This is a genomic window from Glycomyces endophyticus, assembly GCF_039531525.1.
Lineage (GTDB): Bacteria > Actinomycetota > Actinomycetes > Mycobacteriales > Micromonosporaceae > Glycomyces > Glycomyces endophyticus.
The window spans coordinates 36607-53245 of sequence record NZ_BAAAQF010000012.1; the positions used below are offsets into that span (position 1 = coordinate 36607).

General features: G+C 66.1%; 12 protein-coding genes. 8 read left to right on the forward strand and 4 right to left on the reverse strand.

Annotation, left to right across the window (positions count from 1 at the left end; translation table 11 throughout):
- Positions 1-18 precede the first annotated feature (18 nt).
- A complete protein-coding gene (locus ABD419_RS24980) occupies positions 19-1149 on the forward strand; it encodes a DNA cytosine methyltransferase (protein WP_425556092.1) in 1131 nt (376 codons plus the stop codon).
- On the opposite strand, the gene mobF is transcribed toward ABD419_RS24980, so the two are convergent.
- The 3 genes from mobF to ABD419_RS16590 form a co-directional block, all read right to left on the reverse strand.
- On the reverse strand, positions 1139-5881 hold the full coding sequence (gene mobF, locus ABD419_RS16580) for a MobF family relaxase (RefSeq protein ID WP_344488332.1): 4743 nt from the start codon (positions 5879-5881) through the stop codon (positions 1139-1141). The genes ABD419_RS24980 and mobF overlap by 11 nt on opposite strands.
- 297 nt (positions 5882-6178) lie before the next feature.
- A complete protein-coding gene (locus ABD419_RS16585) occupies positions 6179-6733 on the reverse strand; it encodes a flavoprotein (protein ID WP_344488334.1) in 555 nt (184 codons plus the stop codon).
- Entirely contained in the window at positions 6730-8127 is a 1398-nt protein-coding gene (locus ABD419_RS16590; protein ID WP_344488336.1) for a helix-turn-helix domain-containing protein, read from the reverse strand. The genes ABD419_RS16585 and ABD419_RS16590 overlap by 4 nt, the downstream gene beginning before the upstream one ends.
- Before the next feature lie 97 nt (positions 8128-8224).
- On the opposite strand from ABD419_RS16590, the gene ABD419_RS16595 reads away from it, so the two are divergent.
- The 5 genes from ABD419_RS16595 to ABD419_RS16615 all read left to right on the forward strand — a co-directional run bounded on the left by ABD419_RS16595 (position 8225) and on the right by ABD419_RS16615 (position 11798).
- Positions 8225-8602 carry a hypothetical protein gene (locus ABD419_RS16595; RefSeq protein WP_344488338.1) on the forward strand — a complete coding sequence of 126 codons (378 nt, stop codon included), beginning with the start codon at positions 8225-8227 and terminating at the stop codon, positions 8600-8602.
- On the forward strand, positions 8599-9027 hold the full coding sequence (locus ABD419_RS16600; RefSeq protein WP_344488340.1) for a hypothetical protein: 429 nt from the start codon (positions 8599-8601) through the stop codon (positions 9025-9027). The genes ABD419_RS16595 and ABD419_RS16600 overlap by 4 nt, the downstream gene beginning before the upstream one ends.
- Positions 9028-9107: 80 nt before the next feature.
- Positions 9108-10100 carry a Gfo/Idh/MocA family protein gene (locus ABD419_RS16605; RefSeq protein WP_344488342.1) on the forward strand — a complete coding sequence of 331 codons (993 nt, stop codon included), beginning with the start codon at positions 9108-9110 and terminating at the stop codon, positions 10098-10100.
- Positions 10097-11371, forward strand: a complete 1275-nt coding sequence (locus ABD419_RS16610; protein ID WP_344488344.1) for a DegT/DnrJ/EryC1/StrS family aminotransferase — start codon at positions 10097-10099, stop codon at positions 11369-11371. The genes ABD419_RS16605 and ABD419_RS16610 overlap by 4 nt, the downstream gene beginning before the upstream one ends.
- On the forward strand, positions 11364-11798 hold the full coding sequence (locus tag ABD419_RS16615; protein ID WP_344488346.1) for an NUDIX hydrolase: 435 nt from the start codon (positions 11364-11366) through the stop codon (positions 11796-11798). Before ABD419_RS16610 ends, ABD419_RS16615 begins: the two co-directional genes overlap by 8 nt.
- Before the next feature lie 56 nt (positions 11799-11854).
- Here ABD419_RS16615 and ABD419_RS16620 read toward each other — a convergent pair whose 3' ends face one another.
- Positions 11855-13330, reverse strand: coding sequence for a tyrosine-type recombinase/integrase (locus ABD419_RS16620; protein ID WP_344488348.1), 1476 nt, complete (start codon positions 13328-13330; stop codon positions 11855-11857).
- Positions 13331-13706: 376 nt separating this feature from the next.
- On the opposite strand from ABD419_RS16620, the gene ABD419_RS16625 reads away from it, so the two are divergent.
- Complete coding sequence (locus ABD419_RS16625; protein WP_344488350.1) at positions 13707-14450, forward strand: SMODS-associated NUDIX domain-containing protein; 744 nt, start codon at positions 13707-13709, stop codon at positions 14448-14450.
- Positions 14451-14760: 310 nt separating this feature from the next.
- Entirely contained in the window at positions 14761-16620 is a 1860-nt protein-coding gene (locus ABD419_RS16630) for a phosphotransferase (protein WP_344488352.1), read from the forward strand.
- Positions 16621-16639 lie beyond the last annotated feature (19 nt).

Here is a 16639-nt window from a genome sequence, read left to right on the forward strand (position 1 = left end):
GGCGGTATGGCCCTTGGCATGCTTAACGCAGGGTTCGAGCACGAGCAATTGGTTGAGTGGGATCCGCGGGCGTGCAACATTCTAGAAGTAAACGCTGAAAGATCTCCCGACCTTTGGAAGAAAGAGAACGTCCGTAACATGGACGTCCTGGAGTGGCTTAAGGAAGTACCGCAACTTGGGCTAGCCGATATCGACCTGGTTGCGGGAGGCCCACCCTGTCAACCATTTTCCATTAGTGGAGCGCACGCCGGTGAAAACGATAAACGTAATATGTTCCCAGCATCGGTTGAGACGGTTCGCGTCTTGCGGCCAAAGTGCTTCGTTTTTGAGAACGTCCCAGGGTTGCTTCGTCCTTCGTTCAAACCATACTACGACTATATTGTTGATCAACTCTCGAAGCCATCGGTCAAGCCAAAAATTGGCGAGCACTGGACGGATCATCACGAGCGTATTAAGCTAACAAGACGGGCAGGATTGAATTATCGCGTCCATCGTCAAATTATTGAGGCAGCGAACATGGGTGTGCCTCAGACGAGGAAGCGGGTCTTTCTGGTGGGAATTCGAACCGATATCTCTGGTTGGGATAGATGGACCGATATAACTCCCACTCACGACCGCGATTCTCTGTTGCGTGACCAATGGATATCTGGCTCGTACTGGGCGCGGCATGGAGTTAGGCAGCCCTCTATGCCGGAAAGTGTCCGGACTCGTGTGGAAGCATTGCGCGCAGTCGACGAGCTAGACGATCTATTTGAGCGCAAGCCTTGGCAGACAACACGCGATGCTCTAGTTAGATTTCCTAAGCTTCCTAATCCGCGAGATGGGAAGGATGCTCCGAACGTGCTTAATCACAAAGGCATCCCTGGTGCGCGAACCTATCCGGGCCATCAAGGCGGTTGGATCGATTGGCCGGCCAAGACGCTCAAGGCTGGAGTGCATGGCGTCGCGGGTGGGGAAGGAATGATTCGTTTTCACGACGACTCAGTCCGCTATCTTACAGTCCGGGAATCTGCTCGGATACAAACCTTCCCTGACTCCTATGAAGTTCCTGGGACCCGAACGGCGGCAATGAGAGCACTTGGGAATGCCGTCGCCGTTGAGGTAGCCGAGATCATAGGAACGAGACTTCGGGCTCTCCTTAACCTCTAAAGAGCAGACCGAGACGGTCCACCACAACTTTTTGGAGAAGCCGGGGACCAGGCCAGGAATTTGGCTCAAGCCCTGCTGGCTTTCCCGTGTAGGTCGTGTCAAGGCTGGTGTCATTGGCCTGGTTCACGTCTGCCGTCATGGATCTCGGTCGCGTATGGCCTGGATCCAGGTGTGGTTTGGTGATGGCGAGGTCGGCGGCGGTTTGCGGGGTGAGGTGGCCGGTTTCGGCGAGAGCGGTGAGGAGGGCTTTCGCGTTGGCAGAGTCGCTCGCGATGGTCTCCGGATCGCCCTTGAGCGCCGCGGCGATGGCCGGGTGGAGTTTGGCTGCCAGGGCCGCATGGAGTTCGGGGAGTTCGGTTTCGGGGACGGCGTTGTAGAGGTCGCGGGCGATGGCGCCGGCGACGTGCTGCTCCACGGTGGTGCTGAGCCCGGTCGGTGTGGTCGTCTCGTCGATCGTGTTCCGGGCGAGGACGGCGGAGGCTGAGGCCCACCATTCGCGGTGTCCGGCGCGACCGGTGGTCGGGTAGGGGCCGAGCGGGTCGGCGGGGCCCGAGTCGGTGATGTCGTGCTGGTCGCGGTGTGCGGCTGCGAGTCGGATTGCGCCCTCGCGGGCTTCGCGTTCGGTGGGGTCTGCCGGTTCGGGGCCGAAGGCGCGAGTCCATTCGGGCCGGTCGGTGAGCACGGTTTCGGTGAGGGCGTCGGCGCGGTTCCGGATGGCGTCGGCGAGGTCGGCGGCGAATTCGCGCATGCCTTCCTCAGCGGCGTCGCTGTTGAGAACGTGGGCGGGGTACGCGAGCCAGGTCAGCCCGGTCGGATTCGTGTTGTCCTCTTCGCGGTTGATGGTTTCGGTGGCGGTGTGGGCGATGGCAATGGCGAGGTTGTCGAGTCCGCGGCCGAGGGCGAGGGCGTCGACAAGATAGGCGGCGTCGGACCCGGTACGGGCCTCCCATGCCTTCAAGGTCCACGCGATGGCGGGCCAGGCTTGGCCTGAATGGGTGGGGTCGTGGGTGATGAGGCGGGTCTGGCGGTCGAGCCGCCAGGCCAGGACTTCGCTCATGGAGTCGAGTCCGTCGAGGTCGCGCTGCGCGATGGCGCGACGAAGGGCTTCACGGGAGTGTTGGCCGGTGTCTTCGGCGCGGCCGAGCGCCCCGACAACGGCGGGCCAGGCGCGCTCATTCCCAATCCGTGCGGCGTGCTGTTCACCGAGGACTTCGGCGAGTTCGGTCCGGTAGCGGTTGGCGTCCGGCTGCGCGGCAACCCGGTTCGCGCCGGTCGCGGGGAGCTTGGTGGCGGGCGGGTTGAGTGCGGTGTTGGGTTCGAGGTAAAGGCGGGGGTGGTGATCGTTGATGAGGCGGGCGTAGTAGGCGACGTCTCTGGGTTCTGGTTGCATGCCGGGTGGGGGTGCGGGGTGGTCGGCGGTGAGTTTCTGGACGCGTGCCGTCAAGACCGCGGCGGGGGAGATCGCGTCGTCGAGGGTGCGGCGGCAGGCGAGGTCGAGGAGTTGTTCGGCGTTCCAGCCCTTGGTTTCGGCGGTGGCGAGGGTGCGGGCGAGCGCGCCGTGCCCGTTGGCTCGGAGGTCCGCCCAAGCCTCGGCGTCCAAGTGCGGCTTGATCTGCTGCTCGAACAAGTCGGCGTAGTGGGTGGTCGCGATCCGGTCGACGGCATACCGGTACTGCGGCACGAGCGTGGCGAGCGATTCGGCCTGGTGGGCGGCGAGTTCGATCGTCTCGGTGGCGGCCAGGTCATCAGGTTGGGTAGCGAGGATTTGTTCGGCGATTTCGCGGGCGGCAGTGGCGTCGCTGTCCCAACCAGGCCGCCACGTCCGGTCGTCCGGTGCGGCTGGAAGCGGGGTATGGGTGACGGCGTACAGCTTCGTGTATTCGGCGGCGCGGGTGAGCGCGACGTACAAAGCGCTGCGGTTCATGCCGGGGGTGAGGAGTGGGTGGGCGGTGTCGACGGTCATACCCTGGGAGCGGTCGACGGTGCTCGCGTAGGCGAGCTCGACCTGCTTTTCGACATACCAGCCGGGCAGGGTGGTGGTGGCCTTCGAGTCGTGGTTCTTGACCTTCATCGACCCGTCCTTGAACGTGCGCATCACGGTCCAGGTCTCGCCGTTGCGGACGGTGTCCTTGCCCCGGCAGTACCGCAGCCGGGAGTCGTTCTCGCGGGTGACGACCCAGTCTCCGCGACCGGCGGTGTTCCCGTCGTGCAGGGCGATGCCCCGGGCCTTGACCTCGCCGGCCGCGACGCGGTCAGCACGGGCTTTCGCCGAGAGGTTGGCGACCGTCGTGTTGTGGTGGGCGAGCATGAGGCTGCGTCTGCCCGCGGCGGTGTCGGCCTTCCACGCCGCATAGAGAGCCGCGGTCATGGCGTCCTCTGTCCCGCCGACCAGTCGTCCACGGTCCTGGAAGTAGTCGAGGCCGTTGCCGTCCCCGACGCGCAGCTTCAGGGACGCCTCGGTGAAGGCGGGGTCCTTGAAGCGGTGGAGTTCGTGAAGTTCAGTCGCGACTGCCTTCGCGGCGATGAGCCGGAGTGCACCGCCGGAGGCGACCGCGCCGAGCTGGTGGGTGTCGCCGAGCAGGCGCACCTGCGCGCCCGCGAAAGCGGCCAGGGCGGTGACGCGGTCGAGGTTCAACGTCCCGGCCATCGACGCCTCGTCGACCAGGACCACGTCGCCGGGACGGAGTCGGAGCAGGTCAAGGCTAAGGGGGGCGGATCGATCCGCGCCCGCGCGCACCCGGCCCGCGCCCGCCGTGTCCGTGTGGGAGTCGGCTTCGTGGCCGAGGGAGGCGACGAGTTCAGGTCCGGTGAGGCGGTTGCCGGGGCTGAGGTCCCACAGGAACTTGTCGACGGTGTCGCAGCGAATGCCCAGATCGTGCTCGAGGACCTTCGCGGCCTTCGCCGAGGGCGCCAGGCCGATCAGGCGGCGGCGTTCGACGTCGAGCACGTCCTTGTAGGCGCGCATCGCGGTGGTCTTCCCGGACCCTGCGGGGCCGATGCCGACGGCCAGGAGCCGGTCGTCGGTGGCGAAGGCTTCGACCAGGCGCCGCTGCCCCGCATCCAGCGTTCGGTCCGTCTGCTGCTCGAAGGCGTCGAGCCGTGCGCGGACCGCTTCTGCACTGGCGGAGTAAACGGTGGCGGTGCTGGCGGCGTCGACCAGGCGGGTCTCGGCGTCGAGGATCTTTTGCGAGGTGAACCGGTGGCCTTCGTGCTTCTCGAACACCGAGACACCGTCCGAGCGACGCAGGACCTCCGGCACCTCCACGGGGGCGGGCATGCCGATCCGGATCGAGACGCCCTCGCCGAGCGCGGTCGCGACGATCTGCTCGGCGGCTTCGCGCTGCGCGTCGGGTGTGGTGAAGACGTGTTCGGCGCGGAGCTGGCGCATGGTCTCGGCGTGGACGTTCCATCGCGTCCACGTCGCTCGTTCTTCCCCGATCGTGTCCACGACCCGAGCGGCGAGCTCGCGGATCTGCTCGGTCTCCAACGCCGCTACCGGCTCCAGGGCGGCGTTCACGGTGGTGGTGATCTGGTCGAGTGCTTGGGGCCCGAACCGGCCGGTAAGGTCGGCGGTCCAATCGGCGCGCATCTGCTCCTGGGAGCGGATCATGTCCTTCGCGCCGCGGGTCTCCAGTGTCGCCTGCTGCGCCAGCTCGTAGGCGATCTTCGCGTCGGGTTCGCGGCCGTGGATCGCTTGGTATTCGGCGCGGAGTTCGGCGTAGCGGGTCTCGATGTCGCTGCGTCGGGCCGAGAAGTGCTTGACGATCGCGGGGGCGATGCCGACGATCTCGCGCACGGGGCGGCCGTTGCGCGCTGGCCCTGGCCGGTCGGCGAAGGCGACGCCGAGCCGGGTGGTCATCTCGGCTTCGACCGCCGAGTTGTAGGTCTCCGAGGCGGCCACGCCGAGCGCATACAGCGCCGGCCCATCGAGCGAACGCCACTTCCCGTCCCGGCCTTGGACCTTGTTCACCACCGCCAGGTGGGTGTGGAGGTCGGGGTCGCCCGCGCGGGAATCGAAGTGATCGAACGCGGCGGCGATCAGCCCGTTGGTTTCGATCTGGGCGACCCCGCCCACGCCGGAGCGGGTGAACGCGGCGTGCTGCTCCAGCATGCTGATGACCGATGCCACGGCGGCGTCGTGCGCGGCCTTCACCTCGGTGCGGACCCGCTCGTCAGTGTGGAGGCCGAACAGGATCGACACCGACTTGACGGGTGAGAACACCAGGTCGTATCCGGCTACTGAAGTGCGCTGCCGGGAGGCTTCCTCCCGCTTGACGGTCGCGACCTCGGCGGCCGTTGCGGTCCGGCCGGTCTCGGTCTCGATGGTGCCCAGGCGCTTGGCGACGCGGTCGGCGAAGGGCTTCAGGGTCGCGTATTCGGGGAACTTCTGACCCAGTTTCACGGCCCGTTTCGCCGCCGCGAAAGCGCGGTCGCGCTGGACGTTCGTCGCGCCGGGTTTCAGGTTCGCGGCCAGGTGGGCGTCGAGGACTTGTTCGGCGTCGGGGTGGATGCCGGAGCCGAAGAGGTTGCGCATCTGCTCCTCGCGCACCGTCTGCTCGGCGGTCAGATCGAGCGCTTCGAGACCGGAGCCGAGCCATCGGCCTTGCGGGTTCCCGGCCTGCCCGTAGTAGTCGGCCGCGGACTGGCCCGGCGCGCGTTGGACGTCGCCGCCGGCGACCTGCTTCGTGAGGTAGGTGTAGCCGTCCCCGACCGAGAGTTTATGGACCGTCATCACCGGAAACCACCCCCTCGCGCGACGCTCGATCGACAATTATCGAGGGTCAAACATAGCCGCGAATTCGAGGAGTCGTCCTGTCATAGAATCCTTATTCACGAAACGTGCAAGAGGTGTGTGAATCTAGGTGACCTGGCTTACTGTCTTGATGAATATGCTGGTAGATCTCATGATCTGTCAACTGCTGACTTATTTACTGGCAACTCATGTCACTGATTATCTTTAGTTGTCAATAGCTGACTGAAACTGTCGTAAGCGCGAAACAGAGTGGTTGTCTAATAGCATTTCTGGCGGCTAATCTTGGCTGCGGGTTGAATTCGAGACTGCGGCCATTGCTGCTTCCCAGGGGAACTTCTCGCGGTACTCGGCACCCCCATGCGGCGGGTGAGGGCGAGATCCGTCCTCGTTCAGGAGGATCTCAACGCCTTCGTCGCGGAGCGAGGCGATTGAGCGCTTGAACGGGGCTCGATCCGCGAGGGCGGTGTTGACGAAGGGGACGACAGCGACCGGGATGTGGAGGCCGATGAGTTCCGAGGTGAGGTCGAGGGCGTAGTTGCCGCCGAAGCCGGCGGCGAGGCGGTTGATGGTGTTGGCGGTGGCGGGGGCGATGACGGCGGCGTCGGCCGGGGGGCGGTTTCGTCGCGGTGCTCCGGCGCGGCGGTGTTCGAAGGTCACTGGGTGACCGCTCGCGGCTTCGAGCGCATCGACGTCCATGAAGCCTGTGGCGGAGGGCGTGCCGATGACATGGCAGTCCCAGCCGGATACAACGGCGTGGCGGACGAAGGCCGCGGCATCACCAGCGGGCGGGGCTGCGCAGACGATGAGGTAGACGGTTCGCGAGTCGGTCACGCGGGTTGCTCCAGTCGGTCGGCGAGGGCTGCGGCATTCGAGCGTATGCGGTCGTTGCCGGAGCGGCGGATGGCATCGAGGGTTTCCGGTACAGACTTGATCGTCCGGGCCTCCTGCGGCGCCGTAGATTCGGCCAGCCACAAGGATTCGAGGGCATCATCGAAGCGGCCGGTTCCTGCGTACGCGGCAGCGGCGTCGACTGCGTAGCGGGCTTTGCGGTCGGGGAGCGAAATGCTGTCAGCACCAATGCGACTGGCTTCGATGGTGGCTTGGTCGAGGTCGCCGAGTTCCAGGGCGACGTGGAGGCGGTGAAGCTCGACGTTGGTGGGACCGAATCCGGTCCAGCAGTAGTTGCCGTCGGAGCCGAGGTGTTCAGCGGTGTCCTTGGCCGCGTCGAGATAGCCGGCGGCGGCGCTCGGCTGGTTCCCGGTTGCCGCCGCGACGGCGGCCTTGAGCAGGAGCGAGCCCTGGGTGGAGAGCAGGTCGGGGGTGGCGGGGTGCCGATCGAGGTTCGCGGCGTGGGACGCGGCCAGGTCGGTCGCCAGGGCGCTGCGATTCGTCCGCAACAGGGTGTGGCTGGCGGTACGGAACGCCGTCGCGATCGTCAGTGGGTCCTCACTGGACAATGCGGCGTCGATCGAGCGGTTCACTGCGAGTGCCGCAGAGCCCGGGTCGCCCTGTTTCAGGAGCACCGTCGCAGTGACTTGGTGGGCGTCGGCGGTGAGCATCCGCAGGTGCCCGGTCTCGGTCTCGGTGATGCGGTTCCCAGTGGCTTCGAGGTCGCGCAGGAGCGCGGGGAGGAGCGCAGTCGCATGATCGAACGCGGATGCCTGCATGAGGTTCTTGACCCGCACGAGGCGGATCGAGAGGTTCACCAGATCGACTGGGCGTCGCGACTCGTTGAGGTCGCCGCTGCCGAGCGCGTCGATCAAGGAGCTGACCGCCGGGGCGATCGGGGCTAGCAGCGCGGCGGCGCCCCAGTTGAGGGCCACACTCAAGATCTCGCGTCGCAGCATCGGGAGCCCCTTCTCGGAAGCGGTGCGGTCGTTCCGCTCCAGCATCCCCTGGAACTCCCGGGTGCGGCCCGCCTCGACGAGGGATCCGGAGTACTTGTCCGCATCACCGGGGCGGTTGTCTGCTTGCGCTTCGACCAGACGCCATGCGCGGGCGAGAACTCCACCTATTTGCAGCGCGTTGTCAAGGTCTTGAGCGAGCGCGATGGAGCAGTTCCGTTCGGCCTTCTCGATCTTGCCGATCAGGTCGCCGGAGAAATGGACGAGCCGCCCGAGCTCGTCTTGCGACAGCCCGGCGCGCTGGCGGTGGTGGCGCAGTTCCGCGCCGAACCACTCGGGGAGCCCACGCTCTGGCTCCAGCGGTCTCGATGGCTGTGGCATGACCGTCTCCTCGCTCCGAAGCGGACAACCGTCGAACCGGTCCTCTGTCCGCATCAGATGCTTGCCCGGCATCTTGCTTCTGCCCCAGGCTACAGACATGGAGACGAAACACGCACTCCCCGCATCGAGACCAACCGGCGACGAGACCCGGGCCGAAGGTCCCCGCGACGGCACCGGCTTGCTCAGCGACGCGCTGCCGCTGGAGGTCACCGAGATCGACGACAGGACGTTCTCCTTCGTGTGGTATTTCCAAAGCGGCGTAGACCGGCTCTCGCTCATTGCTGACGGCGAAACCGCGGGCGTGGTCGAAGCGCTGGAAACCCCAACGCCGAGATTGCTTTGCGACACCGACTTGGAAGGCTGGTTCGCCCAGTCGAACCGGGCGGCGCGAGTCCTGGCCGCGGCCCACTTGCAGTGGCGGCACCGAGGAGAGATCGTCGCGGAGCACGCACTGTCCGAGGGTGGTGCGATATGAGGCTCAAGCTGCGCCGTTCGCCCGTCGAAGCCGCTCGCACCGGGGATACGCAGCGCGCTGCCTGGACGCTGCCTGCCGGGACCGCACTGGGTTGGTTCGTCGAAGCCGGGCTCCGGTTCGAGGTGCAGCTCGCAGCCGAGCGACGGCTGTGGCTGCGATGCCGGCCCGCCGCGCGCGGCCGCGACTTGCCGCAGATCGATGTGGGGCCGGTCGTGTGGGATGCCTACCGCAGTCCTCATCTGAACTCGGTGCCCGAATGGCTCGACGCGAGCGCGACGGGCACAGCAGCGGTCGTCCTCAAGTCGACCGCTTTGTACCGGGCCGTCGTGCTTGGCGAAGCGCTCGATCCGACTCTCGATGTCGAGATCAGCGCCGACCTCGGCGAACTGGTCTACCAGGCCGACCCGGCCCCGCAGGCTTGCTGACCCTGCCGGGCCGCCGCGTGGTGGCCGCGGCGGCCCATCTCTGCAATGACCTGTCCCTCGACCCCCGGGAGGAACGATCCATGACCATCAAAGCCGCAGTCGTCGGCCTCGGCGCGCAGGCCCGGGAGGACCACCTTCCCGGCCTGGCCGCTTCAGATTCGGTCGACCTCGTCGCGATCTGCGACGAGAACCCTGAGCTCGTCCACGAACTCCAGTACCAACTCCACGTCAAGGGCTACAACGACTTCCGCGAGATGTTCGCCTCTGAGCAGCTCGACCTAGTGGTGGTCTGCGTCCCGCACCATGTCGGTCGCGAAGTCATCGAAGCCGCCGCCGAGCACGGTGTCCACGTCCTGAAAGAGAAGCCCTTCGCCACCAGCCTCGAAGACGCTCGCGACCTCGCCGCGCTCTGCGAGCGCTCCGGCATCGAGCTGATGGTCACGCTTCAGCGACGCTTCAACCCGATCTACACCAGCTTCACCCAACTGGCCGACCAGATCGGCACGCCCTTCGTCATCGACGCCCAGTACACCCTGCACATCGACGACCCCTCCGACGGCTGGCGCGGACGCGTCGCCCAAGCCGGCGGCGGGTGCGTCATCGACATGGGCTACCACCTCATCGACATGATCCTGTGGTACTTCGGCCTCCCCGACCGCGTCCTCGCCGACACCTCCGCCACGGCACGGCCCGACCGGACCTACGACGCCGAGGACACCGCCCTCATCCACTTCTCCTACGACAGCGGGCTCTACGGCTCGGCGCTGCTCTCACGCTTCATCGGCCCCAAATCCGAGCGCATCCGTCTCGTCGGGTCCAAGGGCATCGTCGACCTCGAACGCGGCCGCATCCGACGCCTCGACAACCACGGCGAGGTCATCGAATCCCTCGCCCGCGAACAGGCGTGGCCCGCCGCGGCGACCGCGCAGATCGACCACTTCGCCCGCGTTCTCGACGGCACCCGCACCAACCCGAGCGGCCCCACCGACCATCTCGCCCACCTGGCCTTCGTCTCCGCCTGCTACACCTCCGCGCGCACCCGTGCGGCCGTCAACCCGAAGGAACTGCTGTGACCTCGTCCCCGCTCGCACTTCACGGCGGCACACCCGCCGTCCTCATGCCCGAACCGCACTTCACCTGGCCGCCGATCACCGACGCCACCCGCAAAGCCGTAACTGACCAGCTCGACCGCACGGTGTCGATCTACAACCGATCCGGCGTCGTCGCTGAACTCGAAGACGCGCTCGCCGCCTACTTCGGCGTCCGGCACGCGCTACTGACGAGCTCGGGAACCGCGGCTTTGTACTCGATGTATGCCGCGGCCGGGATCGGGCCTGGCATGGAGGTCATCGTCCCGGCCTACACGTTCTTCGCCACCGTCACGCCACTGCTGCACCTCGGCGCGACCCCGGTCTTGGCCGAGTGCGACGAACGCGGCAACCTCGACCCGGCCGACATCGCCGCCCGGATCACCCACCGCACCAGAGCCATCGCAGTCACCCACATGTGGGGAACCCCAGCACAGATCGCGCAGATCCGCGAACTCGCCGACAAACACGGGCTCAAGCTTTTCGAAGACGGCTCCCACGCTCACGGTGCGACCGTCTCCGGCCGCAAGGTTGGCTCCTTCGGGGACGCTGCGGCCTTCAGCATGAACGGCCCCAAGCCGCTCTCGGCAGGTGAAGGCGGGTTCCTCCTCACCGACGATTCGGACCTCTACCACCGCGCGCTCCTACACGGCCAGTACAACAAGCGCTGCCGCGACGAGATCCCCGCCTCCTATCCGCTCCACCGCTACGCGATCACCGGCATGGGCCTCAAGCACCGCATCCACCCTCTCGCCGCCGCGGTCGGACTGGACCAACTCGGCAACCTCGACACCTACCTCGCCGGTCGCGACCGGACCGCCGCCTACCTGTGCGAGCGTCTGCGCGAGATTCCAGGCGTCGAGCCGATCGTGCCCGCGGAAGGCGACCACTCCTCCTGGTACGGGCTGATCCTGCGCTACCGGTCCGAACAGATCGGCGGTTTCCCGCTCGACCGGTACTTCGCGGCGCTCCAGGCCGAAGGCGCCTCGGAGGCCGACCGGCCTGGCTCCACCTGCCCGCTGAACCTGCTGCCGCTGTTCCAGGAACCGGGGCCGCTGTTCCCGAGCCTGTCGCGGCGCTTCGCCTATGCTCCAGGACAGTTCCCTCGCGCCGAAGCCTTCCACGACAGCATCATCAAGCTCCCGGTCTGGCACCGCGAGGACGACCAGGAGACCGCCAACGCCTACGTCGAGGCATTCCGGAAAGTCAGCGCCCACCACACCGACCTGATCACGACAGGAGTCCAACATGGATGACCACCTTATCGACAAGCTCACCGCCGAAGCCGCACGCGACGGCATCGCCCAACTCGTCGTCGGCGCCGTCATTCTGGACGAGGGCAAGGTCCTCCTGCTCAAACGACCCGCCGACGACTTCATGGGCGGCCTGTGGGAACTACCCAGCGGCAAAGTCGACCCCGGCGAACGGCTCGACGCCGCCCTCGCCCGTGAGGTGAAGGAGGAGACCGGCCTCGACCTCGCAGAAACCACCGCCTACCTCGGCCACTTCGACTACACCAGCGGCAGCGGCAAACCCAGCCGCCAGTTCAACTTCGCCATTGAGGTGAGTGCAACCGAACCCGTCGTTCTGACCGAGCACGACGACTTCCAATGGCGCGAGGTCACTGACGATCTTCCGGTGAGCGCGTCCGTCAAGGTGACGCTGTCAGCGATGGGTGAATAAGCGCGGACGGACGAAGCAGGGGCGGGGCCGCGGTCGCGGCGNTTTGCTCTCCTACGTCAGGGCGTCGAACCGGAGCTGAGCCGCTTGGTCAGTTCGGTCTGCAATGCCGCCATCTGGGCGAGAAGCTCTTCGTTCGAGAGTGGTTGGCGCTGAGAAGGAATGGATCTCAAACTGACGTCTTCCGAGCGGGCTTCGACGGGTTGGCGCTGGCGGACCCTGTCGAGGGCCGCGAGGGCGGTTTCGTCGGCGTTCTCGACGGTGTGGAGGTATCGCTCGGTTGTCATGATGCTGGAGTGGCCCAGGCGTTCCTTGACGACCATGAGGTCTGCCCCGCCGTTGAGGAGCCAGGAGGCGTGGGCGTGGCGGAGCAGGTGCATGCGGAGGTCGACCGGGATGTCAGCCTTGGCGAGCGCGGGCCTGATGATCTGCTCGCGGAACCACTGGTTCGGGATGTGGCCGTCAGTGTCCCAGCGGCGGCCTTTGCGCGGGTTGTCCTTGCCTTCGGCGCGGCGCTTGCTGCGGTAGGCGGCCATCGCCGATCGGCAGTGGGCGCAGCGGCAGCGGCCCGCGGTGTAGGCGCTCATGGTGCCGTGGGCGTAGGTCCGGCCTCGTTCGTTCGGGGCGGTCCGGCCAAGCGGCTTCCCCTCGGGATTCGACGTGGTGCGCCGGGTCTTCCTGGTGGTGGGGGAGTACCAAAACAGCAGGTCGTTCTTCTTGAGGCCCTTGTCGGCTATGTGGGCGTCGATCTTGGTCGCAAGGTGGTCGGCGACGCGGATGATCCGGTATTCGCCGTCCTTGGGGTAGTCCTTGACGAAGAATCGGCCGCCTTCGGGGTGGAACTCGGGGTTCACCTGCACGACGGCTCGGGCGACGGTGAAGGCTTTCCGTTCGGCGTCCCAGTCCTGGACGCGGAGCTCGGTCAGCTCGCCCCAACGAGTTCCTGTTTCGATGGCCGTTTCCACTAGGAGCCTTGACATATCGTCGGGGAGTGCGGCGTGGAACTTGTCGAACTGGGCCGGAGTGACGATCGTCAACGGCTTGACTGGGACGGTGTCGGTCTTGACCAGCAGGCAGGGGTTGCCGGTGATGACCTCGTCGTTCACGGCGGTTGAGAGGATCGAGCTGAGGAGCTGCTTCAGTCGCTTGCGGGTCGCGGCCGTGACCCCGGCCTTCTTGAGGCTGGTGAGCCATTCGCGGATGTCGCTGGTGTAGATGTCGAGCATGCGGCGGTGGCCGAAGAACGCCATGAGGTGGGCGTAGACGTTGTAGGTGTAGTTTTCCTTGGTCTTGATCTCGACCGCGAGGTTGGGGAGCCAGGTCTCCTCGACGTAGGTCTGGAAGAGGACGCGGCCTCGGATGAGGTGGGCGCCGCGGCCGGCGTTGACCTTGGCCTCGGCGTCCTTCCACTTCTCGGTCGCCTCTTTGAAGGTCGGGAACGTCCCGGCCGATCGCTCCAGTCCGTCCTTGTCGATGTACACGGCGGTGTAGCGGGGGTTGCCGTGCTTGTTCGGTCGCTTCTTGCAGTAGCCCACGGGGGTGGTCCTCCGTCGATCCTCGTCCGTCATTTGTCCGTGGGATGTCGTGCCACGGGCGGTCACGGCCCGACGAGAAATGACATGCATCGTCATGCATGTGTCGGGTGTGACCTCGGACGATACGGAGATCTAGGGCTCGAAACCATCGATCTGTATATACGACAAATGCCGCTCATAACCTGGAGGTCGGTGGTTCAAATCCGCCTCCCGCTACCACATGACCGATGGGCCGGATTCCTAGGAATCCGGCCCATCGGCGTTTCTGCGGCTTTTCGAGGCCGGTCGCCGCGTCGCGATCCTGTTACCCTGAGGTACGGACACACCCTCATGTCTGAAGGATCTGCGCCACTTGATCGCTGGAATCGTCTCAAGCGTGGCGGCCACGATGCTCATCTGGGCCGCGGCTCTGGTGTGGAACAACCGGGGCCACCTGGTGGCGGGGCTCTACTCGGTGATGCTGCGGGCGCGGGTCCGCGTCTCGGTGGCCGCGCTGCTGCGCATGGAGATCGACGGCCGGTTCGTGGTGTTCCACACCAAGCGGACGCCGGGCACCTACGGGCCTCCAGGGGGCGTGTTCAAGTTCAGGGACTCGGCGCGGGAGGCGCTCGACCGCTTCCAGTTCGAAGAGGAGCGCCAGCCGAGAGACCCGAAGTCGGCGTACCGGGACCTCCGCGGCTACCTCCCCGCCATGTCGATCGGGGGCTTCCTGCACTGGTTGTCGTCGGGCGACGGCCGGGAGTCCTCCACCGAGTGCCTCCGGCGCGAGCTGGACGAGGAGCTGGCGGAGATCGGGCTGGCGGACTTTCGGGACCTCGTGCCGAACCTGACCTTCAGGCCGGTCCGCCGGGTCGTCGAGGCGCCCCGCAAGGTGCCGGGATGGGGATACCGGCAGCTCCGGCATATCGAGGTGCACGAACTCGACCTCGACAGCGAAGGCGCATTGGAATTCGTGAACGAGATCCGCACCGCTGAAGAGGCGGGCGCCGGCGGACTCCATCTGGTGAGCGCCGACGACATCAATCGCGGGCGCCACGAGTATTCGATTCTCGGATCGCAGACCTGCTATCTCATTCGCAATCGCAAACTGCGACAGGACCCGCCGAGAATGGCGTCCTGAAGCCCGGTCCGAGATACGGGGACGCACTTGCAAGTGACTTTCATTGGTGTTCAGAAGGTCTCCCGCGTCGCCCGTCCGCACGGGAAGCGCGCACCGGCCACATGAGTGGAGGAATTCAACTGTGGTGCCGTGCATTCGCATGCCTTTCGAGGACCGCCGCGGAGTTGACATCCGTGCGACAATGGCCTCTTACCCGATCCCCCTGCGAATGCGTCATCAGCGACCGCCCCAGTCGCCGTTCCGAATGCAGTCCCCGCACGATTCGCAGGACCCCAAGTGAGGCCCGCTCTGGGAAAAAAGGAGGCCCTCCATGCGCATCACGGGTAGCCATGAAACCGTGGCGAACGGCGATGTCCGGTACGTGATCACGCAGGTCCTGCAGCACAGGGTCGCACTCGACGACTTGAGCGTGCGCCTCTTCGACACGAACTTCAGCGGCGCCATCTCCGCGCTCTGCGCCCACAGCGACCTCGAACAGGTCGTGGTCAAGGCCGGCCCGACCGAGGACATCGAACGGGAGCACCGGAACCGGATCGAGTACATCGGTGTGGACCCCTGGCTCCGCGAACACGGCCTCCACGAGGTGCACGGCCCGATAGAGATCGACTTCGACAGCCGCAAGGCCCAGTGGTCGGCCATCGTCTACCGGTACATCGGCGGGCGCACGTACGCGGACCTGACGCACTACGGCGACTTCGAGCGGTTCCTCGCCGAGTACCTGTGGGACCTCGACCGAGACGCCGCACCGGCCGACGACAACGTCAGCGAGTGCTTCAGGGAGACCGCCAGGATCCTCGGCAAGGAGCGCAACCTCGGCGACACCGGGCAGGCCCGGCCGCTCACCGACTTCGTGCCGCCCGTGCCGTGGGAGTCCGGGGTGTCGGCCGTGATCAGCACCGCCCAGTCCTTCTGCCCCGAACTCGACGAGCTCAAAGGGTTCCGCGAGTGGTGGGAGGAGTGGATCGACAAGGTCACGGTCGCGCCCGTGCTCGACGACCGCCAGCTCCACGGCGACGCCAGGTTCGCGAACATCATCGTCGACCGGGTCCACTCCAAGGTCGAACTCATCGACTTCGCCAACGGCCGCCACGGCCACGTCTTCGAGGACTTCGCCCGATTCGAGCTCGACCTGCTCTTCCAGTCCGTCCCGAACGTCGAGGGCACCGACGAGATCGACCGTGCGCGCCTGCTCCAGATCGTCAGCTACCTCCTCAAGGACGAGCTGAACCTCGGCAGCGAGCCGGTGGAGGACCGCAGCCTGAAGTGCCTCAAGCTGTGGCGCCAGGCGATGGCCCAGGCGCTCTCGCAGATACTGCAACCCGGCGCCCTCGTCATGTACCGCTGGTTCCTGCTCCGCGAATGCCTCCGCCGCACCCTCTGGACCAACGTCGACAAGCCCGCGCTCATCTACACCATCTGCGCGCTCCGCCAACGGCTCTCCGGCAAGTCCGTGCTCGACTTCTCGCTCGTCTCGACCGCGCCCCAGACACTGGTCTCGACCCTGAACTGCCGCGCGGTCTACGTACCGACCCGCGGCTCCGAAGCGCTGGTGAACAAGGCCCGCAACGACGCCAAGAAGGCCGCCCTGGCGATCGACCGGGACCGCATCTCGACCGTCCGGCTCATGGCCGAGACGGGGCACTCCTACCTGTACGCCCGAGGCGAGTTCCGAAGCGAGGTCCGAAGCCTCCTCGAACACGGCGGCAGCCTCCGCGTGGTCATCTACAACCCCTTCCTGCCCGAGTACCTCGGCCTCTCCGCCAGCTACGACCGGGTCGAGAACGCCCAGTACGGCCTCAGCGAGGTCCTGGAGCAGAAGACGGTCGAGAGCATCCGCGGCTACCGGCTGCTCAAGAAGGACTTCCCGCAGCACATCCAGCTGCGCCTGGCGAGGTTCGGGTTCGACGCGACGGTGCTGCTCACCAGCGAGACCCTGTTCTACGAGCCGTACTTCAGGACGCCGCGACTGGAGCGGGAGCGCTACCTCTTCGACTCCTTCGAGCTCGAATTCGGCGCCTCGGGCGCACACAGCGGCCGACTGCTCGATGAGACCTTCGACTTCGTATGGCGCAATTCAGACGACGTATCCATCCTCGACACGAACAAGAACGCGCTCAAGAAGGTGAGCAGAGCGTTCGCCGACCTCTGGAGGCACGATGGCGAGTGGTAGCCGCTCAACCGAACCTCGA